The sequence below is a fragment of the Embleya sp. NBC_00896 genome, assembly GCF_045207785.1.
Classification (GTDB): Bacteria; Actinomycetota; Actinomycetes; order Streptomycetales; family Streptomycetaceae; genus Embleya.
Genome location: NZ_CP108776.1, coordinates 3,057,763 through 3,079,387 on the forward strand (window position 1 = coordinate 3,057,763; position 21,625 = coordinate 3,079,387).

Below are 21,625 nucleotides of genomic sequence, written 5' to 3' on the forward strand. Positions count from 1 at the left end.
GTCTTCTCTCGGCTTCTCGTCGTTGCGGGTGGAACTACCAGCGGTAGTGCGCGAAGGCCTTGTTGGACTCGGCCATCTTGTGGGTGTCCTCGCGGCGCTTGACCGCGGCACCGAGACCGTTGCTCGCGTCCAGGAGCTCGTTCATCAGACGCTCGGTCATCGTCTTCTCGCGACGAGCGCGGGAGTAGCCGACGAGCCAGCGGAGAGCGAGGGTCGTGGAGCGGCCCGGACGGACCTCGACCGGCACCTGGTAGGTCGCGCCACCGACACGGCGGCTGCGGACCTCGAGGGTCGGCTTCACGTTCTCGAGGGCACGCTTGAGCGTGATGACCGGGTCGGTACCGGTCTTCTCGCGGCAGCCTTCGAGTGCGCCGTAGACGATCTTCTCTGCGACGGAGCGCTTGCCGTGCGAAAGGACCTTGTTCACCAGCGAGGTGACCAACGGCGAGTTGTAAACCGGGTCGATGATGACCGGTCGCTTGGGGGCAGGACCCTTACGCGGCATTAGCTCTTCTCCTTCTTCGCGCCGTAGCGGCTGCGCGCCTGCTTGCGGTTCTTGACACCCTGGGTGTCGAGCGAACCACGAATGATCTTGTAGCGGACACCCGGGAGGTCCTTCACACGACCACCACGAACGAGCACAATCGAGTGCTCCTGGAGGTTGTGACCCTCACCGGGGATGTAGGCCGTCACTTCGATGCCACTCGTGAGGCGCACACGCGCGACCTTGCGAAGCGCCGAGTTCGGCTTCTTCGGCGTCGTCGTGTAAACACGGGTGCACACGCCGCGACGCTGCGGGCTCCCCTTGAGCGCCGGAGTCTTGGCCTTGTCGACCTTGTCCTGGCGGCCCTTTCGGACCAGCTGCTGGATCGTGGGCACCGCGTCTCCGTCTTCTTCGTGCCGAGCGGTCTTTTTGAAGCGACTGCAATGTCTGAATCGGCCTGCATCCCGGTCGACGCCGGTGCTTCCGCAAGTCCGACCCCCGCGGTCGGGCGTGTCGCCCGGTCTTGGGGATGTGCTTGCTTTTGGAAGCTGTGGGTCGGTCTCTCGGGCCCTCTCACGCACGCATCCGAGAAGGATTGCGGTGAGCGCAGGCACAAGAGCCCGGGGACACCCCAGGCACAAGGAGAGAGACTACCTACCACAGCAGCAGAGGTCAAAGCGAAAAGAAAGACCCCCGCCACGACATGGAATCCGGCGCTCTCACGCTGGTGGAGCACCGAATCGTTCAGGGCGGTACATCACCCTCCGAGCCCCACCGTACCCGGCATTGGGGCCGGTGGCGAACGAGCGCGCGTCCCGACCCCCGGAGGGGGCCGGGACGCGGCTCAGAGAGCGGCGCGCAGGGCGCCGAACAGGCTCATGTAGTCGTAATAACTGTCGTTGGAGTCGGCGACGAGGACCACGATCAGGATCGCCAGACCGGCCATCCCCACCCAGCCGAGGGTGACGCCCGCGATCGCCATGCCGCGGCCCTGCTGACCGGTCCTGGCGGTCTGGGACAGCGCGATGTGGCCGAAGATCACCGCGAGCAGACTGCCCAGCCAGTAGATCCAGACGATTCCGAGGATCATCGCCGCGATCGCGAGGCCGTTGGTGCCCGGCTGCGGCATGTAGCCGCCGTAACCGGGCTGCTGGTAGTAGCCGTAGCCGTAGGGCGGCTGCTGGGCGTACGGCGCGGGCTGCTCGCCGTATACCGGCTGCCCGCCGTACGGGGCCTGCGCGTCGCCGTAGGGCTGCTCTTGGTAGGGACCGTAGTCGGGCCCGCCAGGGGTGCTCATGGGTTCTCCCGGGGTGGGACTGCGCGATGGGAGCATCGTCGCATCTATTGCGGCGCAGCGGAGCCGTCACCGTACACAGAGGTATGGACATGTGACAGGGCCGCCACCCCCGAGGGGATGGCGGCCCTGTCGCACGCTACGGACGGATCAGCCCTGGTAGCCGCCGAAGTCGTACTCCTCCAGCGGAACGGCCTGGCCGGAGCCGGTGCCGAAGGCGGAGTAGTCGGCCTCGTCGTACCCGGACATCGAGTACATCGCGGCCTTCGCCTCTTCGGTGGGCTCGACCCGGATGTTGCGGTAGCGGGGCATGCCCGTACCGGCCGGGATGAGCTTGCCGAGGATCACGTTCTCCTTCAGGCCGAGCAGCGGGTCCGACTTGGCGTGGATCGCCGCGTCGGTCAGCACTCGGGTGGTCTCCTGGAAGGAGGCCGCCGACAGCCACGACTCGGTGGCCAGCGACGCCTTCGTGATGCCCATGAGCTGCGGACGGCCCGAGGCCGGGTGCCCGCTCTCCGACATCACGCGACGGTTCTCGGTCTCGAAGCGGCCGCGCTCGACGAGCTCGCCCGGAAGCAGCTCGGCGTCGCCCGACTCGATGATCGTCACGCGGCGGAGCATCTGCCGAATGATGATCTCGATGTGCTTGTCGTGGATCGACACACCCTGCGAGCGGTAGACCTGCTGGACCTCCGCCACGAGGTGGATCTGGACCGCGCGCTGGCCGAGGATGCGCAGCACGTCGTGCGGGTTGACCGCACCGACGAGCATCTTCTGGCCGACGTCGACGTGCATGCCCTCTTCGACCAGCAGGCGCGAGCGCTTGCTGACCGCGTACGCCAGTTCCTCGGAACCGTCGTCCGGGATCACGACGAGCTTGCGGGTCTTCTCGGTGTCGTCGATGCGCACCCGACCGGCCGCCTCGCTGATCGGGGCGACACCCTTGGGGGTGCGCGCCTCGAAGAGCTCGACGACACGCGGCAGACCCTGCGTGATGTCGTCACCCGCCACACCACCGGTGTGGAAGGTACGCATCGTCAGCTGGGTGCCGGGCTCACCGATCGACTGGGCGGCGATGATGCCGACCGCCTCGCCGATGTCCACGAGCTTGCCGGTCGCGAGCGAACGGCCGTAGCACATGGCGCAGGTGCCGACCTTGGACTCACAGGTCAGGACCGAGCGGGTCTTCACCGACTCGACGCCTTCGGCGACGAGGTGGTTGATGATCACGTCACCGAGGTCGGCGTTGGCCGGGGCCAGCACCTTGCCGTCGACGACGACGTCCTCGGCCAGGTTGCGTGCGTACACGCTGGTCTCGACGTCGTCGTCCTTGCGGAGCACGCCGTCGGCACCGCGGGTCGCGATCGACAGGACGAGGCCGCGGTCGGTGCCGCAGTCCTCCTCGCGCACGATCACGTCCTGCGAGACGTCCACCAGACGACGGGTCAGGTAACCCGAGTCGGCGGTGCGCAGCGCGGTGTCGGCCAGACCCTTACGGGCACCGTGCGTCGAGATGAAGTACTCGAGGACGGACAGACCCTCACGGAAGGACGCCTTGATGGGACGGGGAATCGTCTCGTTCTTGGCGTTCGACACCAGACCACGCATACCCGCGATCTGACGCATCTGCATCATGTTTCCGCGAGCACCCGAGTCGACCATCATGAAGATGGGGTTCGTCTTCGGGAAGTTCGCGTTCATCGCCTCGGCGACCTCGTTGGTCGCCTTGGTCCAGATCTGGATCTGCTCCTGCTGACGCTCGTCCTTGGTGATCAGACCGCGCTCGTACTGCTTCTGGACCTTCTCGGCCTGGGCCTCGAAGCGCTCCAGGATCTCCTTCTTCGCCGGCGGAACGACGACGTCGGAGATCGAGACGGTGACACCGGAACGGGTGGCCCAGTGGAAGCCGGCCTCCTTCAGGTTGTCGAGCGTTGCCGCCACGACCACCTTCGGGTACCGCTCCGCCAGGTCGTTCACGATGATCGACAGCGTCTTCTTGCCGATTTCCTCGTCGACGAACGGGTAGTCCGCCGGCAGCAGCTCGTTGAAGAGCGCGCGACCGAGCGAGGTGCGCACGCGCAGCGGCGAGCCGGGCTCCCAGCCCTCGGGCGCGACCCAACCACGCGACGGGACGGTGCCCGCCGGAAGCCGCAGTTCGATCTTCGCCTGCAGGTCGAGCTCACGGGCGTCGAACGCCATGATCGCCTCGGCCGTGGACGCGAAGCTGCGCCCGCCGCCCTTCGTGATCTCCCGGTCGGAGGTCAGGAAGAACAGGCCGAGCACCATGTCCTGGGTCGGCATGGTGACGGGGCGACCGTCGGCCGGCTTCAGGATGTTGTTGCTCGACAGCATGAGGATGCGGGCCTCGGCCTGCGCCTCCGCGGAGAGCGGCAGGTGGACGGCCATCTGGTCACCGTCGAAGTCCGCGTTGAACGCGGTGCACACGAGCGGGTGGATCTGGATGGCCTTGCCCTCGACCAGCTGCGGCTCGAACGCCTGGATGCCCAGACGGTGCAGCGTCGGCGCACGGTTCAGCAGCACCGGGTGCTCGGCGATGACCTCTTCGAGCACGTCCCACACGACGGGACGGGCACGCTCGACCATGCGCTTGGCCGACTTGATGTTCTGCGCGTGGTTGAGGTCGACCAGGCGCTTCATCACGAACGGCTTGAACAGCTCGAGCGCCATGGCCTTCGGCAGGCCGCACTGGTGCAGCTTGAGCTGCGGACCGACGACGATGACCGAACGCGCGGAGTAGTCCACGCGCTTGCCGAGCAGGTTCTGGCGGAAACGACCCTGCTTGCCCTTGAGCATGTCGGACAGCGACTTGAGCGGCCGGTTGCCCGGGCCCGTCACCGGACGACCGCGGCGACCGTTGTCGAACAGCGCGTCGACGGCCTCCTGGAGCATCCGCTTCTCGTTGTTCACGATGATCTCGGGGGCACCGAGGTCGAGCAGGCGCTTCAGGCGGTTGTTGCGGTTGATCACGCGGCGGTACAGGTCGTTCAGGTCGGAGGTCGCGAAGCGGCCACCGTCCAGCTGCACCATCGGACGCAGGTCCGGCGGGATGACCGGGACGCAGTCCAGGACCATGCCGTTGGGGCTGTTCCGGGTCTGCTGGAACGCCGAGACGACCTTGAGGCGCTTGAGCGCCCGGGTCTTCTTCTGGCCCTTGCCGGTCCGGATGATCTCGCGCAGCTTCTCCGACTCGGCGTCGAGGTCGAAGGACTCCAGACGGCGCTGGAGCGCGGCCGCGCCCATGCCACCCGAGAAGTACGTGCCGAAGCGGTCCCGCATCTCGCGGAACAGGATCTCGTCGCCTTCGAGGTCCTGGACCTTGAGGTTCTTGAACCGGGTCCAGACGTCGTCGAGACGGTCGAGCTCGCGCTGGTTGCGGTCGCGAAGCTGCTTCATCTCGCGCTCGGCACCTTCGCGCACCTTGCGGCGGACGTCGGACTTGGCGCCCTCGGCCTCCAGCTCGGCGAGGTCGGTCTCGAGCTTCTTCTGGCGCTCTTCGACGCTGGCGTCGCGACGCTGCTCGATCTGCTGCCGCTCGACCGAGATCTTGGCGTCGAGGGACGGCAGGTCGCGCTGACGACGCTCGTCGTCGACGTACGTGATCATGTACGCCGCGAAGTAGATGACCTTTTCGAGGTCCTTCGGGGCGAGGTCGAGCAGGTAGCCGAGGCGGCTGGGCACGCCCTTGAAGTACCAGATGTGCGTGACCGGCGCGGCGAGCTCGATGTGGCCCATGCGCTCACGACGCACCTTGGCGCGAGTTACCTCGACGCCGCAGCGCTCACAAATGATGCCCTTGAAGCGGACGCGCTTGTACTTGCCGCAGTAGCACTCCCAGTCCCGGGTCGGGCCGAAGATCTTCTCGCAGAAGAGTCCGTCCTTTTCCGGCTTCAGGGTGCGGTAGTTGATGGTCTCGGGCTTCTTGACTTCACCGTGCGACCACTGGCGGATGTCGTCGGCGGTGGCGAGGCCGATACGCAGCTCGTCGAAGAAGTTGACGTCGAGCACTGTTTCGTCAATCCCTCTTTCGGGGTTTGGTCCCGGCGATCACGGATGGGGCTGTGCCGTGATCACCAGTGTGTGTCTTCATCAGGACTGGGGTCGAAATCCCGGGGCCGGCCTCACGGCCGGACCCGGGAGGGAGCCTCAGACCTCTTCGACGCTGCTCGGCTCACGCCGCGACAGGTCGATACCAAGCTCCTCCGCAGCGCGGAAGACGTCCTCGTCGGTGTCGCGCATCTCGATCGACATACCGTCGCTGGAGAGGACCTCCACGTTGAGGCAGAGCGACTGCATCTCCTTGATGAGCACCTTGAAGGACTCGGGGATGCCCGGCTCCGGGATGTTCTCGCCCTTGACGATCGCCTCGTACACCTTCACGCGGCCGAGGACGTCGTCGGACTTGATGGTCAGCAGTTCCTGGAGGGCGTAGGCGGCACCGTATGCCTCGAGCGCCCACACCTCCATCTCACCGAAGCGCTGGCCACCGAACTGAGCCTTACCACCCAGCGGCTGCTGGGTGATCATCGAGTAGGGACCGGTCGACCGGGCGTGCAGCTTGTCGTCGACCAGGTGGTGCAGCTTGAGGATGTACATGTACCCGACCGAGACCGGGTGCGGGAACGGCTCACCGGAGCGGCCGTCGTACATCTTCGCCTTGCCGGTGCCGTCGATGAGACGGACGCCGTCACGGGTCTTGTTGGTCGAGTCGAGGAGACCGGTGATCTCCTCCTCGCGCGCACCGTCGAAGACCGGGGTGGCGACGTTGGTGCCGGGGGCACCCTGGTCGGCCGCGATCGCCCGGAGGCGACCCTTCCACGCCTCGTCGTCGCCCTCGACGGTCCAGCCGGTCTTGGCGATCCAGCCGAGGTGCGTCTCGAGGACCTGTCCCGGGTTCATGCGGGACGGGACACCGAGCGGGTTGAGGATGATGTCGACCGGGGTGCCGTCCTCCAGGAACGGCATGTCCTCGACCGGCAGGATCTTCGAGATGACGCCCTTGTTGCCGTGGCGTCCGGCGAGCTTGTCGCCGTCGGTGATCTTGCGCTTCTGCGCCACGTAGACGCGGACCAGCTGGTTCACGCCCGGCGGCAGCTCGTCGCCGGCCTCGCGGTCGAAGACGCGGACGCCGATGACCTTGCCGGACTCGCCGTGCGGGACCTTGAGCGAGGTGTCGCGCACCTCGCGCGCCTTCTCGCCGAAGATCGCGCGCAGCAGGCGCTCTTCCGGGGTCAGCTCGGTCTCGCCCTTGGGCGTGACCTTCCCGACCAGGATGTCGCCGGGAACGACGTCGGCGCCGATCCGGATGATGCCGCGCTCGTCCAGGTCGGCCAGCACCTCTTCGGAGACGTTCGGGATGTCCCGAGTGATCTCCTCCGGGCCCAGCTTGGTGTCACGGGCGTCGACCTCGTGCTCCTCGATGTGGATCGAGGAGAGGACGTCGTCCTGCACCAGACGCTGCGACAGGATGATCGCGTCTTCGTAGTTGTGGCCTTCCCACGGCATGAACGCCACGAGGAGGTTCTTGCCGAGGGCCATCTCGCCCTCTTCGGTGCACGGACCGTCGGCCAGCACCTGGCCGGCGACGACCGTCGCGCCCTCGTCGACGACGACCTTCTGGTTGAAGGACGTGCCCTGGTTCGAGCGCATGAACTTCTGCACGCGGTACGTGGTGTACGTCGCGTCGTCGTTCATCACGGTGATGTAGTCCGCGGAGACGTCCTGGACGACACCCGACTTCTCGGCCGTGATCACGTCGGCGGCGTCGACCGCGGCGCGGTACTCCATGCCGGTGCCGACCAGCGGGGACTCCGCCTTCAGCAGCGGCACGGCCTGGCGCATCATGTTCGAGCCCATGAGCGCGCGGTTCGCGTCGTCGTGCTCGAGGAACGGGATCATCGCGGTCGCGACCGACACCATCTGGCGCGGCGAGACGTCCATGTAGTCGACTTCGTCGCCGGGGATGTAGTCGATCTCGCCGCCGCGACGACGGACGAGCACACGGGCCTCGGCGAAGACGTCGTCTTCCTTGAGCGGCGCGTTCGCCTGGGCGATGACGAAGCGGTCTTCCTCGTCGGCCGTCAGGTAGTCGATGCCGTCGGTGACGCGACCCTCGACGACCTTGCGGTACGGGGTCTCGACGAAGCCGAACGCGTTGACGCGGCCGTAGGACGCGAGCGAGCCGATCAGACCGATGTTCGGGCCTTCGGGCGTCTCGATCGGGCACATGCGGCCGTAGTGCGACGGGTGCACGTCGCGGACCTCGAAGCCGGCCCGCTCACGCGAGAGGCCACCGGGGCCGAGCGCGGACAGACGACGCTTGTGGGTCAGGCCCGACAGCGGGTTCGTCTGGTCCATGAACTGCGACAGCTGGCTGGTGCCGAAGAACTCCTTGATGGAGGCGACGACCGGCCGGATGTTGATCAGGGTCTGCGGCGTGATCGCCTCGACGTCCTGCGTGGTCATGCGCTCGCGGACCACGCGCTCCATGCGGGCGAGGCCGGTGCGGACCTGGTTCTGGATCAGCTCGCCGACGTTGCGCAGGCGACGGTTGCCGAAGTGGTCGATGTCGTCGACCTCGACCACGATCTCCTGGCCGGACGCGCCGGCCATGTCGACCTCACCGGCGTGCAGCTTGACCAGGTACTTGATCGTCGCGATGACGTCTTCGACCGTCATGACGCCGGCGTCCAACGCCTGCTCGACCCCGAGCTTCTTGTTCACCTTGTAGCGGCCGACCTTCGCGAGGTCGTAGCGCTTCGGGTTGAAGTAGAGGTTCTCGAGCAGGGTCTGCGCGGCCTCGCGGGTCGGCGGCTCCCCCGGACGCAGCTTGCGGTAGATGTCGAGCAGCGCGTCGTCCTGGCCCTGGGTGTGGTCCTTCTCCAGGGTCTGTCGCATCGACTCGTACTGGCCGAACTCCTCGAGGATCTGGGAGTCGGTCCAGCCCAGCGCCTTCAGCAGGACGGTGACGCTCTGCTTGCGCTTGCGGTCGATGCGGACACCGACGGTGTCGCGCTTGTCGATCTCCAGCTCGAGCCAGGCACCACGCGAGGGGATCACCTTCGCGCTGAAGATGTCCTTGTCGGACGTCTTGTCGACCTGGCTGTCGAAGTAGACACCCGGCGAGCGAACCAGCTGGGACACCACGACACGCTCGGTGCCGTTGATGATGAAGGTGCCCTTGTTCGTCATGAGCGGGAAGTCGCCCATGAAGACCGTCTGGCTCTTGATCTCGCCGGTCTCGTTGTTGGTGAACTCCGCCGTCACGAAGAGCGGCGCGGAGTACGTGAAGTCGCGCTCCTTGCACTCCTCGATGGAGTTCTTCGGCGGCTCGAACCGGTGGTCCCGGAACGTCAGGGACATCGACCCGGAGAAGTCCTCGATCGGGGAGATCTCTTCGAAGATCTCTTCGAGGCCGGACTTGGTGGGAACGTCCTGCCCGCCCGCGAGGGCGGCCTCGACCCGTGCCTTCCACGCACTGTTGCCGAGCAGCCAGTCGAAGCTCTCGGTCTGCAACGCGAGAAGGTTCGGTACCTCTAGGGGTTCCCTGATCTTGGCGAAGGAGATACGGAGCGGGGCAGTGGCGGCGCCGGGGTTGGTAGCGGAGGCGGTGCGCGAGGCGGCCAAGAGGGGTCCTTCCGAGGGCTCGGACTCACTATGCGCATACTGGACGGCCCGGGTTCATACACCGGGGGAAGTCAATAGGCAGCGCAAAGGGTCAGTGTAGCCACAAGGCACACCGCTGTCCAGCCCCTATGAAGGGCCGGTCATCAACCCGGACGAGAAACCATCCGGCAACCGTGCTTCAGGGGTGCGTCCGAAGAATTGCGCGCCCCGATCCGTTCGTCAAGGGGTTGCTTCCCCCCTGAGAGCCGACGGAACCCTTCCGCGCGCCGAGAAAACCGGACCTCGGTCCCGAACGTGCCGCCTGCGGCGAGAGTCTCGTCACACCGGCCGACCGGGTCTCCGGGGAGCATCGGGAAGCCTGAAAAACACCGTAGACCCCCGGTCCGACAGCGACCGGGCCGGCAGCGCCCGTGCCCCGCTCGTGCGCCGTGGCGCGCGCCCTCGCCGGCCTGCTCCGGGCCCGGTGGGAGGCGGTTCGGCGGCTGCTCAGAGTGTTGGGAGTATCACCCTTTCGAGCGAGGCCGAGAGGGTTATGCCCACGTCTGTACAGACCCCTGCGGCGCCGGGTCGGCCCGCGACCCCGGCTCGGCGTGTCCCCGGAAAAGCCCGAAGGCGACCGCCCTGACGGACGATCGCCTTCGGTGATGCCGCCCGAGTGGGCGGCGTCGAATTACTTGACCTCGACGGAGGCGCCGGCGCCTTCGAGGGCGGCCTTGGCCTTGTCCGCGGCCTCCTTGGAAACCTTCTCCAGGAGCGCCTTCGGCGCGCTGTCCACGAGGTCCTTGGCCTCCTTGAGACCGAGGTTCGTGAGGGCGCGCACCTCCTTGATGACCTGGATCTTCTTGTCGCCGGCACCCGTGAGGATGACGTCGAACTCGTCCTGGACCTCGACCTCGTCCGGGGTGGTCGGGCCACCGGCGACGGCGACGGCGGCCGGGGCGGCAGCCTTGACGTCGAAGGTCTCCTCGAAGAGCTTCACGAAGTCCGAGAGCTCGATGAGGGTCATTTCCTTGAACGACGCAAGCAGCTCGTCGTTGCTGAGCTTCGCCATGATCGGCGGTCCTTCCTGATCAATTCGGCTGGTGCCGGGTGGTGTGGGTTGGCGGGGGCGCTGCCCCCTGCGACCGGGGTCGCGACTGCCGGAACTACTCGGCGGTCTCGGCCTCGGCGGCGGGAGCCGGCTCGCCGGCACCGCCCTGCTCGACCTTCGCCCGAAGCGCGTCCGCGGTGCGGACGAACTCCGTGAGCGGAGCCTGGAAGGTCGCCGCGGCCTTGGCCATGGTTCCCTTCATGGCGCCCGCCAGCTTGGAGAGCAGCACCTCGCGGGACTCGAGGTCCGCGAGCTTCTTGATCTCGTCGGCGCTGAGCGCCTTCCCCTCAAGGACGCCGCCCTTGATGACGAGAAGGGGGTTCGCCTTGGCGAAGTCACGCAGGCTCTTCGCGGCCTCCACGGGGTCACCCGTGACGAACGCGATCGCGGACGGACCTTCGAGAAGGGCGTCCAGCTGATCGATGCCCGCCTCATTGGCGGCGATCTTGGTCAGCGTGTTCTTCACCACGGCGTACTGCGCGTTCTCACCGAGCGAACGACGCAGCTCCTTGAGCTGCGCGACGGTGAGCCCGCGGTACTCGGTCAGCACTGCGGCGTTCGAGTCACGGAACTTCTCCGCGAGCTCGACGACCGCGGCCGCCTTGTCGGGCCTCGCCATAGGGCTGGCCTCCTTCCGCGATGCGATTGCCGATCGACCTCGTCGGTCGATCGTGTGCCGGATGAAATCGCCGGTCCGCAGGGCGGAAGGGGCCCACATACGAAAACGCCCCGGCGCAGGCGCACGGGGCGTACATCCTCGATCCACGCGGAATCCGCGTGACTCGGGGGCAACGTCTCACGTTCACACCTGCGCAGGTCGTCCACGGTGAGTGGAACCTTCGTTTGTCGACCCACCTTGCGGCACGGCGACAACGACCGACGGTCTTTGGCTTGCTGCCAAGGTACGGGACGTGCCTCGTTCGGAGCAAATCGGCCGGTACGGACCGCCGTCCGGGCCGGCCTGCGTCGGTCGGCCGCGGGCGTGGTCGGCGTCGTCCGCAGGTCGCCGAGGCCCGCTCGGGCCGCTCGGGCCGCTGTACGGCTCGTACGCCCCCGGACATGCCGAGGCCCGGCGCACCATGCGGCGCGCCGGGCCTCGTTCGCGTGCGGGGCGGATCAGGCGCCCTCTTCCTCCGTCAGGAGGTTGCGGGTGCGGTTCGGGTCGACCTGGATGCCGGGGCCCATCGTGGTCGAGACGCCGACCTTCTTGATGTAGCGACCCTTGGCGGCCGACGGCTTCGCGCGAAGCACCTCTTCGAGGGCGGCGGCGTAGTTCTCGACGAGCTGGGTGTCGTCGAACGACGTCTTGCCGATGATGAAGTGCAGGTTCGAGTGCTTGTCGACGCGGAACTCGATCTTGCCGCCCTTGATCTCGTTCACGGCCTTCGCCACGTCGGGCGTGACCGTGCCGGTCTTCGGGTTCGGCATGAGACCACGCGGGCCGAGCACGCGGCCCAGGCGGCCGACCTTGCCCATGAGGTCGGGGGTGGCGACGACGGCGTCGAAGTCCAGCCGACCCTTCGCGACCTCGTCGATGAGCTCGTCGGAACCGACGATGTCGGCGCCGGCGGCCTTGGCAGCCTCGGCACGGTCACCGGTCGCGAAGACCAGGACCCGGGCGGTCTTGCCGGTGCCGTGCGGGAGGATGACCGTGCTGCGGACCATCTGGTCGGCCTTGCGCGGGTCGACGCCCAGGCGCATGGCCACCTCGACGGTGCCGGCGAACTTGGAGGTCGAGGTCTCCTTGGCCAGGCGAACGGCCTCGAGCGGCGAGTAGAGCCGGTCGTGGTCGACCTTGGCGTCGGCCTCGTTGTAGGACTTGCTGCGCTTCACTGAAAGCTCCTGGAATTCTGAAAGGAGTTGTGGTGGGAGCGGGTCGCGCGGACCCTTCCACTCCGCGATGCCGGGCGCGGGATGCGCACGTCGTCGCGATGTTCGTACTGCCGGACTGCGGGCTGGATCAGCCTTCGACCGTGATGCCCATCGAGCGCGCGGTGCCGGAGATGATCTTCTCGGCGGCGTCGATGTCGTTGGCGTTCAGGTCGGCCATCTTGGTCTGCGCGATGCCGCGAATCTGCTCGCGGGTGACCTTGGCGACCTTGGTCTTGTGGGGCTCGCCCGAGCCCTTCTCGACACCGGCGGCCTTGAGGATCAGGCGCGCGGCCGGCGGCGTCTTCGTCACGAAGGTGAAGGAACGGTCTTCGTAGACCGAGATCTCCACCGGGACGATGTCGCCACGCTGCGACTCGGTCGCCGCGTTGTAGGCCTTGCAGAACTCCATGATGTTGACGCCGTGCTGGCCCAGAGCGGGACCGACCGGCGGGGCCGGCGTGGCTGCGCCGGCCTTGATCTGCAGCTTGATGATCGCTGACAGCTTCTTCTTCTTGGGAGGCATTTTCCGGGTCCTTCGACGAGATGTACGTCCCGATCACCACGCGGAGCGCGGACGTGTTCGGGCCCGCCACGCGGTGCGGCGCCCCCTCAACGATAACCACCGTTGTGAGGGCGCCTTGTCCACCACCCGTGTGCGGCCCCGGCGAAACGGGGCCCCACCTGGGGGAAGTATCAGTTCTTCTGGATCTGGTTGAACGAGAGCTCGACGGGCGTCTCGCGCCCGAAGATCTCCACCAGGCCCTTGACCTTCTGCGAGTCGGCGTTGATCTCGTTGATCGTCGCCTGGAGCGTCGCGAAGGGGCCGTCGATGACGGTGACCGAGTCGCCGACCTCGAAGTCGAGCACCTTGACCTCGGTCGTGCTCTTGGCACCGGTGCCGCCGCCGGCCGCCTTCTCCTCCTCGGGGGCGAGGATCTTGACGACCTCGTCGAGGGTGAGCGGGAAGGGCTCGTGCGCGTTACCGACGAAGCCGGTGACACCGGGGGTGTTCCGGACGGCGCCCCACGACTCGTTCGTGAGGTCCATGCGGACCAGCACGTAGCCGGGGAACTTGTTGCGCTTGACGGTCTTGCGCTGGCCGTTCTTGATCTCGACGACCTCTTCCTGCGGCACCTCGACCTGGAAGATGTAGTCCTCCATGTTGAGCGAGGTGGTGCGGGATTCGAGGTTGGCCTTCACGCGGTTCTCGTAGCCCGCGTAGGAGTGGATGACGTACCACTCGCCCAGGGCGCGGCTGAGCGCGTCCCGGAAGTCCTCGGCCGGGTCGGTCTCGGGGGCGTCCTCGAGCTCGGCGTCCTCGGCGTCGGCGGCGTCGTCCTCGACCTCGTCGGTCTCGGTGGCGTCGTCTTCAGCGCCCTCGGCGTCGTCCTCGGTGGCCTCGGTGTCTTCCACATCGTCATCGGTGGAGACGGCCGAGGCCTCGGCTGCGTCCTCGGGGGCTGCGTCCTCGAGAGCTGCGGCCTCCTCCTGCTCCGACAGGGCCACCGTCTCTTCGACGGAGTTGTCGGCGGACAGGTTCGGGTCAGACACGTTGGGTACTTCTTCCTGGCTGGGGGTCGAACGGTCGTTGCAGGCGCGATGCGAGAGGTGGGGCTCAGCCGAAGATGGCGAGCGCGGCCTTCGCGAAGCCGAGGTCGAGCGCGTAGACGATTCCGATGATCATCAGGCAGAACACGATGACGACGGTGGTGTACGTGCTCAGTTCGTTGCGGGTCGGCCAAACGACCTTCCGCAGCTCGGCGATGATCTGCCGGTAGAAGAGAGCCGCCCGCGCGAACAGGCTTTTCTTCTTCTGCTCCGGCTTGCCCGAAGAACCCTTCGGGCGGTTCGCCCGGCGACCGCCGGGGGGCTCGTCGTCGGAGCCGCGGCCATCAGAGCTGCTGTGCTCAGGCGTAGCCGTGGAGCCGTGGGCCTCCGTCAACTCGTCCTCACCTGATCCGGTCCGACCGTGGATCACCGACGGGGTTGTCGGCGCCGACAGTTTGCGCTGACTGCGTACGCGTCACGATCGACCCGAGGATCGCTCGTACCGCATATCGCAGGGCACGAGGGACTTGAACCCCCAACCCCCGGTTTTGGAGACCGGTGCTCTGCCAATTGAGCTAGTGCCCTTCACTACCGGCCGATCCAGCAGTACAACTGGTCGATCGATCGGTATTGGTCACCAACCTAGCGGAGACGCCGGCCCGACGACACAAATTTTCGGGCGCGGCAGCACGCAGGTTGGGACCGCCAAGCGTCGAGTGTACGGGGTTCGGTGCGTCAGGTCGAACCCGTGACACGCGCGCCGACGGTTCGGGCGCCGCGGGTGGAAACCCCATGCCCGCCGTGGAGCGGAAATGAAACGATGGCGGGCATGACGGCTCCAGCTTCCGATTCCCCGTCCGTGCCCGTGTCCGAGCGCAGGGTCTCGGCCCGCGTCGGTGCCATCGCCGAGTCCGCCACGCTCGCGGTCGACGCCAAGGCCAAGGCGCTCAAGGCCGCCGGTCGGCCGGTGGTCGGCTTCGGGGCCGGCGAGCCGGACTTCCCGACGCCCGACTACATCGTCGACGCCGCGGTGGCCGCGTGTCGCGAGCCGCGCTTCCACCGGTACACCCCCGCCGGCGGGCTGCCGGAGCTGCGGGCCGCGATCGCCGCCAAGATGCTGCGCGACTCGGGTCTGGTGGTGGACCCGGCCCAGGTGCTCGTCACCAACGGTGGCAAGCAGGCGATCCACGAGGCCTTCGCGGTGATCCTGGATCCGGGCGACGAGGTCATCGTGCCCGCGCCCTACTGGACCACCTATCCCGAGTCGATCAAGCTCGCGGGCGGGGTCCCGGTCGACGTGGTCGCCGACGAGAGCACGGGCTACCTCGTGTCGGTCGAGCAGCTGGAGGCCGCGCGCACCGAGCGCACCAAGGTGCTCGTCTTCGTGTCGCCCTCCAACCCCACGGGCGCGGTGTACTCCCGGGAGCAGACCGAGCGGATCGGGCGCTGGGCGCTCGAACACGGGATCTGGGTGCTGACCGACGAGATCTACCGACACCTGGTCTACGACGACGCCGAATTCGTGTCGATGCCGGTGGTCGTGCCGGAGCTGGCGGATCGCTGCGTGATCGTCGACGGCGTGGCCAAGACCTACGCGATGACCGGCTGGCGGGTCGGGTGGATCATCGGGCCGAAGGACGTGATCAAGGCCGCCGCGAACCTCCAGTCGCACGCGACGTCCAACGTCTGCAACGTCGCGCAGGCCGCCGCGCTCGCCGCCGTGACGGGTGACCTCTCGGCGGTCGACGCGATGCGGGTGGCGTTCGATCGTCGACGGCGCACGATCGTGCGGATGCTCGACGAGATCCCGGGCGTCGAGTGCCCCGAGCCGAAGGGAGCGTTCTACGTGTACCCCTCGGTCAAGGGGGTGCTCGGCAAGGAGATCGCGGGCCGCCGTCCCGAGACCTCGGCCGAGCTCGCGAACCTGATCCTCGACGAGGTCGAGGTCGCGGTGGTGCCGGGCGAGGCCTTCGGCACGCAGGGTTACCTGCGGCTCTCGTACGCGCTCGGCGACGAGGACCTGGTCGAGGGCGTGGGCCGGATCGCGAAGCTGCTGGGCGGGGCGAAGTAGTCCGGCACACCACTCCCCCGGGCCGTCGTGCGGAACTCCGTGCGGCGGCCCGCGCGTTCTCCGGGGGTGTGCAGTTTCGGCTCTCCTTCAGGGGATGATCGGCGGTACCCCACACGGACGTGGGGCGCGTGGTCCATGATCTGTGGATGGATCGTCCCGCACGCGATATCCGCACCCTCCCGAAGGCTCATCTCCACCTGCACTTCACGGGATCCATGCGGCCGGAAACCCTGTTGGAACTGGCGGATCTGCACGGAGTGCGACTGCCCGATTCGCTGACGGCGGGTCGACCACCGCGATTGCGGGCGACCGACGAGCGGGGCTGGTTCCGCTTCCAACGGCTCTACGACATCGCGCGCTCGTGTGTGCGCACCCCGGACGACATGCATCGGCTCGTGCGCGAGGCGGCCGAGGACGATCGGGCCGAGGGGTCGGGCTGGCTGGAGATCCAGGTCGATCCGACCTCGTACGCGCCCCGGCTGGGTGGGCTGACCCCGGCGGTGGAGGTGGTCCTGGACGCGGTGGAGGCCGCACGGGCGGCGACCGGGGTCGGGATGGCCGTGGTGATCGCGGCGAACCGGACCAAGCACCAGTTGGAGGCGCGGACGCTCGCGCGACTCGCGGCGCAGTACACCGATCGCGGCGTGGTCGGTTTCGGGCTGTCCAACGACGAGCGGCGGGGGCGGGCGCCGGCGTTCGAGCGGGCCTTCGAGATCGCTCGGCACGCGGGGTTGTTCGCGAATCCGCACGGCGGCGAGTTGGACGGGCCGCGGAGCATTCGCGCGTGCGTGGACCTGCTGGGTGCGCGGCGGCTCGGGCACGGGATTCGGGTGGTGGAGGATCCGGAGCTGATGGCGTTGCTCGCGCGGCGGCGGATCGTGTGCGAGGTGTGTCCGGCCTCGAATGTCGCGCTGGGCGTGTACGACAAGGCCGCGGACGTTCCGTTGCGGAAGCTGTTCGACGCCGGGGTGCCGATCGCGCTCGGGGCCGACGATCCGTTGTTGTTCGGGTCGCGGTTGGTCGCGCAGTACGAGATCGCGCGGGACGAACACGGGTTCACGGACCAGGAGTTGGCCGAGTTGGCGCGGCAGTCGATTCTCGGGTCGGTGGCGCCCGCGGACGTGCAGCGGTCGATGCTCGACGGTGTTGCGGGGTGGTTGGCGGCGGAGCCGGCTCGGGTCGACGCATAGGGCGGCGGGGCGCGCGGGTCGCGGATTCGTGTGTGGTGGGCGGGTTTTGTTCCCACCCGCCCACCCGTTGCGTGAAGGGGGGTGGCTGCGGGATTCGGGCGGTCGGTGGGGCGATCGGGCCTGGTGGCCGAGGAGCGGGCTTGGGCCGTGGTCAGAGTTTCGCGTTGATCAGGACCGGTTCGTTGATCAGGGTTACGCCGAAGGTCGCCTGGACGCCGTCTCGGACCTGCCTGGCCAGGGTCAGGAGGTCTTCCGTGGTGGCTTCGCCTCGGTTGGTGAGGGCCAGGGTGTGCTTGGTGGAGATGCGGGCCCGGCCCTGTCCGAAGCCCTTGGTGAAGCCGGCGCGTTCGATCAGCCAGGCGGCGGAGGTCTTCACGTGGCCGTCGCCCGCGGGGAAGCGGGGCGGGGTGACGTCGGGGCCCAGGTGCCGCGCGGCCTTGGCGGCGAGGGCGGCGTAGGCGTCCAGGGTCAGGATCGGGTTGGTGAAGAACGAGCCGGCGCTCCACGTGTCGTGGTCGGCGGGGTCCAGGACCATGCCCTTGCCCCGGCGCAGGCCCACCACCGCGGTGCGGGCGGCCGCCACCGGGACCCGCTCGCCCGGCTCGACGCCGAGGGTGCGGGCGAGTTCGGCGTACCGGATCGGCGCCGACAGTCCGGCGTCGTCGCGCAACCGGAAGTGCACGCGCAGGACCACGAAGCGGTCGCTGCCCTTGAAGACGCTGTGCCGGTAGGTGAAGCCGCACTCGGCGGCGGTCAGCGTCGTGCGGCGGCGTTCGGTGCGGTCGTAGACCTCGACGGACGTGATGGTCTCGGCGACCTCCTGCCCGTACGCCCCGACGTTCTGCACCGGGGTCGCGCCGGCGCTGCCCGGGATGCCCGCGAGGCATTCGATGCCGGACAGGCCCGCGGCGACGGCGGCGGTGACCACGTCGTCCCACGGGACGCCGGCGTCGACGGACACGTCCGTGCCGTGGATGCCCAGGTCGGCGGTCGCGATCCGCAGCACGTCGCCCGCGAAGCCGTCGTCGCCGACGACCAGGTTGCTGCCGCCGCCGAGCACGAGCAGCGGGGTGCCCTGCTCGTCGGCGGAGCACACGGTCTCGATCACCGCGTCGGTGGTCGTGGCCGTGTACAGCCGACGAGCCGGTCCGCCGAGGCGGAGGGTGGTCAGGGAGGCGAGAGGCGCGTCGGTTTCAGGCTGCACCGTTGGATTCTCGCATCCCGGGTGGCCGCGGACTCAGGCGAGTTGGACGATGGCTCGGGGCACGCCCAGGACCTTGGTGCCGGCCGCGGTGACCAGCAGGTCGACCCGGACCCGGCGGTCGTCGAGGAGGACCGCGACCTTGCCGCTGACCTCGATGGTCGCGCCCTCGACGGTGTCGGGGACCACCACCGGCTTGGTGAAGCGCACGCCGAACTCCATGAGCGCGCTGGGGTCGCCGATCCAGTCGGTGACCACACGCGCGGCCTCGGCCATGGTGAACATCCCGTGCGCGATGACGTCGGGCAGGCCGACCTCGGTCGCGAAGCGGCCGTTCCAGTGGATCGGGTTGAAGTCGCCCGAGGCGCCCGCGTAGCGGACCAGCGTCTCGCGGCTGACCGGGAAGCTCTGCGCGGGCAGTTCGGTGCCCACCTCGACGTCGTCGAAGGAGATCTTGGCGGTCATGATCAGGCCTCCGGGGCGTCGGCGGCGCGGGCCACCAGGGTCGAGAGCGCGGTGAGGATGTGTTCGCCCTCGACGGTGCTCACCTCGGCGCGCGTGGTGAGGATGTCGTTGCCCGCGAGGGACTTGATGTTGTCCACGGTGGTCACCACGGTGAGGCGGTCGCCCGCGCGGACCGGGCGCGTGTACGTGAACTTCTGGTCGCCGTGCACCACGCGCGAGTAGTCCAGGCCGAGCTCGGGGTCGTAGACCACCTGGTCCGCGGCGCGCATCGTGACCACCATCGCGAAGGTCGGCGGCGCGATCGTGTCCGGGTGGCCGAGCGCCTTGGCCGCCTCGGGGTCCCGGTACGCGGGGTTGGGGTCGCCGATCGCGGCGGCGAACTCGCGGATCTTCTCGCGACCCACCTCGTACGGCGGGGTGGGCGGATACGTCCGCCCGATGAACTTCGCGTCCAGCGGCATGAAGCGGTTCTCCCTGGTGGGTGGCGGGCCGGCGGGGGCAACCTGCGGAGAATACGACAACGAGGCCACCCCCCTTGCGGGGAGTGGCCTCGTCGGTGTCGTGGTGCGAACCGCCTAGCGGGTTTCGCGGTGCGCGGTGTGCGCGTTGCAGCGGGGGCAGTGCTTCTTCATCTCAAGACGGTCCGGGTCGTTGCGCCGGTTCTTCTTGGTGATGTAGTTCCGCTCCTTGCACTCCACGCAGGCCAGCGTGATCTTCGGGCGGACATCGGTGGCAGCCACTGGAGTGCCTTCCTTGCGGTGAGGAGTGAATACAGCAAAAGCAGCCGATGCGAGGTTTCCCCCGTATCGGCTCACTTGGTAGCGGCGACCGGACTTGAACCGGTGACACAGCGATTATGAGCCGCTTGCTCTACCGTCTGAGCTACGCCGCCTCAACAGGGGCCCCGCCTGTCACCAGGCGGGGATCCCATCGTCTGAGCCCCAATACGGAATCGAACCGTAGACCTTCTCCTTACCATGGAGACGCTCTACCGACTGAGCTATTGGGGCGAGCAGGAAAACCATACACGCCGGCGGTCGTCGATCGGAAATCGATTGGCGCAACGTCCTCACCCCGACCCCCCGGATGCCCAAACAGCCCTGGTCAGAGCCCCTTCGACGGTTTGCGCGTAGACGGCGGCGGCGAGCCAGGCCTGGGACAAAAGGTCGTTGTCGCCCGCGCGAAGACGTCCGAATACGTCCCGTTCGCGGCCCGCCGCGACGTGCGTGAGGCGCTCGACGAGCGTGGCCCCCGTCGCGAGCCCGACCCGCCGCAGTCGGGCGGTGTCGCCGGCGGTCGATCCGGACAGGGCCAGCACCGGACGGCCACCGCTGATCGCGCGCTCCACGTGACGGTGCATCAGGTACAGCGGGGCGTGCGGGAGTTCCTCCGTCGCGTCGGTCACCGGCCCGGCCGGTTCGGTTTTGGGCAGGTCGGCGCGGTGCAGTCGGTCCAGGCCGAGGTCGATCCGGCCGGCGCGGTCCGGCGGCAGGAGCAGGGTCGGCCCCTCGCCCGGGGCTACGCCGACCGCGAGCACTCGTACCGCGCGTTCGGCGGTCGGTTCGAGCCGGCCGATCAGCCGCAGCCGCAGGCCCGGACAGGTCGCGATCAGCCGGAGGTTGTCGCGGTAGGCGAAGGCCGGGTCGGCGTGCGCGACGAGCAGTCGGACCGTCAGGTCGCCGCAGGCCGCGACGACCCGGTCCCGGGCCCCGGGGGTGGTGCCGAGCACGGTGACGTCGAGGAAGAGCAGGTCGGCGCCGGCCGGGCGATCGTCCGGGGGCAGGTCGCGCCGGCTCACGACCCGGTCGATCTGGGTCTCGATCGGGGTGTCCCACAGCCGGCCGAGCGGTTCCTCGGTCCAGGGCACGCCGCCCGCCCGGGCGGCGCGGACCGCCTGGCCTGCGCCCAGCCGGCCGTTCGCGGACACGGTGGCGCCGGAGACGACCAGGCCCGCGCGGGTCAGCGCGACCGGGTCGATCGAGGTGTCGCCGAGCCGGATCGCGCGGGTCGCGGCGCCGACCGCGCGCTCCGCGCCGCCGGGGGCGACGTCGCCGATGGTGCGCAGGGTGCCGTCGGCGTCGACGGTCGTGGTGACCGCTCCCGCGTAGCCGCGGGCGGTCAGCACGGGCTCGGTGAACAGGCCGTACAACCGCAGCGAGCCGGCCGGGCTGTAGGCGCGGCGGGCGGTGCCGCGCAGGGCTTCCAGGGCGGCGGGCGTGTGCGTCCCGGCGCGGAGCGCGTGCGCGACGTCGAGCAGTTCGCGCAGCGCCGCGACGAGGTCGCCGAGGCGGTACGACGGGTCGCCGTCGCGCGCCGCGCGCAGTCCGGTCACGCCGGCCACCGCGGCCGCCGACGCGCGGTGCAGGCCGGCCAGGCGCGCGGTGTGCGCGGCACGCAGGAGGGTGGCCTGCAGGACGGCGCCGGCGGTGTCGATGCCGGCGTCGACGATCGCGGCGCCGGCGGCCCACAGGGCGTCGGCGGCGGCGCGTTCGGCCTCGCCGGCGGGCATGGGTTCGACGGGTGCGGGGCCGGCGTCGGGGTCGGCGCGGCCGCCGCGACCTCGCCGGCCGCGGCTTCGGCGATCGGGGCCGCGGCGGCGGCCGCGGCGCGGTGTACGCAGGCGGGCGCCAGCAGGCAGGTGCAGCGCAGGTCGTCGGCCGAGGTGACCGACCCGGTCGGGGCGGACAGCGTCAGTTCGGCGTCCTCGCCGACCGTGACGCGCACGGTGTCGCCGTCGCGTTCGATCGGGCAGGCGAGGAGTTTCGT

18 protein-coding genes and 3 tRNA genes are annotated in these 21,625 nt (G+C 68.7%); 2 read left to right on the forward strand and 19 right to left on the reverse strand.

The window, feature by feature from the left end:
- Positions 1-34: 34 nt before the first annotated feature.
- From rpsG to OG928_RS13770, 12 genes are all read right to left on the reverse strand, one after another.
- The gene (gene rpsG, locus OG928_RS13715) at positions 35-505 is read right to left on the reverse strand and encodes a 30S ribosomal protein S7 (RefSeq protein WP_161360661.1); all 471 of its coding nucleotides are present in this window, start codon (positions 503-505) and stop codon (positions 35-37) included.
- Positions 505-879: a 30S ribosomal protein S12 gene (gene rpsL, locus OG928_RS13720; RefSeq protein ID WP_020549242.1), complete on the reverse strand. Its 375-nt coding sequence runs from the start codon at positions 877-879 to the stop codon at positions 505-507. Before rpsL ends, rpsG begins: the two co-directional genes overlap by 1 nt.
- A gap of 449 nt (positions 880-1,328) precedes the next feature.
- Positions 1,329-1,781, reverse strand: a complete 453-nt coding sequence (locus OG928_RS13725) for a DUF4190 domain-containing protein (protein ID WP_406283479.1) — start codon at positions 1,779-1,781, stop codon at positions 1,329-1,331.
- Positions 1,782-1,928: 147 nt separating this feature from the next.
- Positions 1,929-5,804, reverse strand: a complete 3,876-nt coding sequence (locus OG928_RS13730; RefSeq protein ID WP_406283480.1) for a DNA-directed RNA polymerase subunit beta' — start codon at positions 5,802-5,804, stop codon at positions 1,929-1,931.
- 138 nt (positions 5,805-5,942) lie between these two features.
- Positions 5,943-9,422: a DNA-directed RNA polymerase subunit beta gene (gene rpoB / locus OG928_RS13735; RefSeq protein ID WP_406283481.1), complete on the reverse strand. Its 3,480-nt coding sequence runs from the start codon at positions 9,420-9,422 to the stop codon at positions 5,943-5,945.
- A 670-nt stretch (positions 9,423-10,092) separates the two neighbouring features.
- Positions 10,093-10,473, reverse strand: coding sequence for a 50S ribosomal protein L7/L12 (gene rplL / locus OG928_RS13740; RefSeq protein WP_406283483.1), 381 nt, complete (start codon positions 10,471-10,473; stop codon positions 10,093-10,095).
- Between the two features lie 94 nt (positions 10,474-10,567).
- Positions 10,568-11,131, reverse strand: a complete 564-nt coding sequence (gene rplJ / locus OG928_RS13745; RefSeq protein ID WP_406283485.1) for a 50S ribosomal protein L10 — start codon at positions 11,129-11,131, stop codon at positions 10,568-10,570.
- Between the two features lie 497 nt (positions 11,132-11,628).
- Positions 11,629-12,345 (reverse strand): 50S ribosomal protein L1, encoded by a 717-nt coding sequence (gene rplA / locus OG928_RS13750; RefSeq protein ID WP_406283487.1) that lies wholly within the window; start codon positions 12,343-12,345, stop codon positions 11,629-11,631.
- Positions 12,346-12,472: 127 nt separating this feature from the next.
- Positions 12,473-12,907: a 50S ribosomal protein L11 gene (rplK, locus tag OG928_RS13755; RefSeq protein WP_020549250.1), complete on the reverse strand. Its 435-nt coding sequence runs from the start codon at positions 12,905-12,907 to the stop codon at positions 12,473-12,475.
- Between the two features lie 170 nt (positions 12,908-13,077).
- Positions 13,078-13,935: a transcription termination/antitermination protein NusG gene (gene nusG, locus OG928_RS13760; protein ID WP_406283490.1), complete on the reverse strand. Its 858-nt coding sequence runs from the start codon at positions 13,933-13,935 to the stop codon at positions 13,078-13,080.
- Positions 13,936-13,999: 64 nt separating this feature from the next.
- The gene (gene secE, locus OG928_RS13765) at positions 14,000-14,326 is read right to left on the reverse strand and encodes a preprotein translocase subunit SecE (protein WP_406283492.1); all 327 of its coding nucleotides are present in this window, start codon (positions 14,324-14,326) and stop codon (positions 14,000-14,002) included.
- 118 nt (positions 14,327-14,444) lie between these two features.
- Positions 14,445-14,517: transfer RNA gene (locus tag OG928_RS13770), tRNA-Trp, on the reverse strand.
- A gap of 244 nt (positions 14,518-14,761) precedes the next feature.
- On the opposite strand from OG928_RS13770, the gene OG928_RS13775 reads away from it, so the two are divergent.
- Entirely contained in the window at positions 14,762-16,003 is a 1,242-nt protein-coding gene (locus tag OG928_RS13775; protein ID WP_406283493.1) for a pyridoxal phosphate-dependent aminotransferase, read from the forward strand.
- Positions 16,004-16,149: 146 nt separating this feature from the next.
- Positions 16,150-17,193, forward strand: coding sequence for an adenosine deaminase (locus OG928_RS13780; protein WP_406283495.1), 1,044 nt, complete (start codon positions 16,150-16,152; stop codon positions 17,191-17,193).
- A gap of 151 nt (positions 17,194-17,344) precedes the next feature.
- Here the strand turns inward: OG928_RS13780 and OG928_RS13785 are convergent, their stop codons facing one another.
- From OG928_RS13785 to OG928_RS13815, 7 genes are all read right to left on the reverse strand, one after another.
- Entirely contained in the window at positions 17,345-18,397 is a 1,053-nt protein-coding gene (locus OG928_RS13785) for a UDP-N-acetylmuramate dehydrogenase (RefSeq protein ID WP_406283497.1), read from the reverse strand.
- Between the two features lie 33 nt (positions 18,398-18,430).
- Positions 18,431-18,859, reverse strand: a complete 429-nt coding sequence (locus tag OG928_RS13790) for a MaoC family dehydratase (RefSeq protein WP_406283499.1) — start codon at positions 18,857-18,859, stop codon at positions 18,431-18,433.
- Positions 18,860-18,861: 2 nt separating this feature from the next.
- Positions 18,862-19,320 (reverse strand): MaoC family dehydratase N-terminal domain-containing protein, encoded by a 459-nt coding sequence (locus tag OG928_RS13795; RefSeq protein ID WP_406283501.1) that lies wholly within the window; start codon positions 19,318-19,320, stop codon positions 18,862-18,864.
- A gap of 114 nt (positions 19,321-19,434) precedes the next feature.
- The gene (gene rpmG / locus OG928_RS13800; protein WP_004571794.1) at positions 19,435-19,599 is read right to left on the reverse strand and encodes a 50S ribosomal protein L33; all 165 of its coding nucleotides are present in this window, start codon (positions 19,597-19,599) and stop codon (positions 19,435-19,437) included.
- A gap of 76 nt (positions 19,600-19,675) precedes the next feature.
- Positions 19,676-19,751: transfer RNA gene (locus OG928_RS13805), tRNA-Met, on the reverse strand.
- A gap of 45 nt (positions 19,752-19,796) precedes the next feature.
- Positions 19,797-19,869 (reverse strand) — tRNA-Thr (locus OG928_RS13810).
- Positions 19,870-19,928: 59 nt separating this feature from the next.
- Positions 19,929-21,368: a hypothetical protein gene (locus tag OG928_RS13815; protein WP_406283503.1), complete on the reverse strand. Its 1,440-nt coding sequence runs from the start codon at positions 21,366-21,368 to the stop codon at positions 19,929-19,931.
- Positions 21,369-21,625 lie beyond the last annotated feature (257 nt).

Bases quoted from the DNA above. Each gene is read 5' to 3' on its own strand.
- OG928_RS13795 (WP_406283501.1), bottom strand. From the start codon at position 19,320: ATGCCGCTGGACGCGAAGTTCATCGGGCGGACGTATCCGCCCACCCCG.
- OG928_RS13775 (WP_406283493.1), top strand. From the start codon at position 14,762: ATGACGGCTCCAGCTTCCGATTCCCCGTCCGTGCCCGTGTCCGAGCGC.
- OG928_RS13815 (WP_406283503.1), bottom strand. From the start codon at position 21,368: ATGCCCGCCGGCGAGGCCGAACGCGCCGCCGCCGACGCCCTGTGGGCC.
- rpsG (WP_161360661.1), bottom strand. From the start codon at position 505: ATGCCGCGTAAGGGTCCTGCCCCCAAGCGACCGGTCATCATCGACCCG.
- rplK (WP_020549250.1), bottom strand. From the start codon at position 12,907: ATGCCTCCCAAGAAGAAGAAGCTGTCAGCGATCATCAAGCTGCAGATC.
- OG928_RS13780 (WP_406283495.1), top strand. From the start codon at position 16,150: ATGGATCGTCCCGCACGCGATATCCGCACCCTCCCGAAGGCTCATCTC.
- rplJ (WP_406283485.1), bottom strand. From the start codon at position 11,131: ATGGCGAGGCCCGACAAGGCGGCCGCGGTCGTCGAGCTCGCGGAGAAG.
- rplL (WP_406283483.1), bottom strand. From the start codon at position 10,473: ATGGCGAAGCTCAGCAACGACGAGCTGCTTGCGTCGTTCAAGGAAATG.
- OG928_RS13790 (WP_406283499.1), bottom strand. From the start codon at position 18,859: ATGACCGCCAAGATCTCCTTCGACGACGTCGAGGTGGGCACCGAACTG.
- OG928_RS13725 (WP_406283479.1), bottom strand. From the start codon at position 1,781: ATGAGCACCCCTGGCGGGCCCGACTACGGTCCCTACCAAGAGCAGCCC.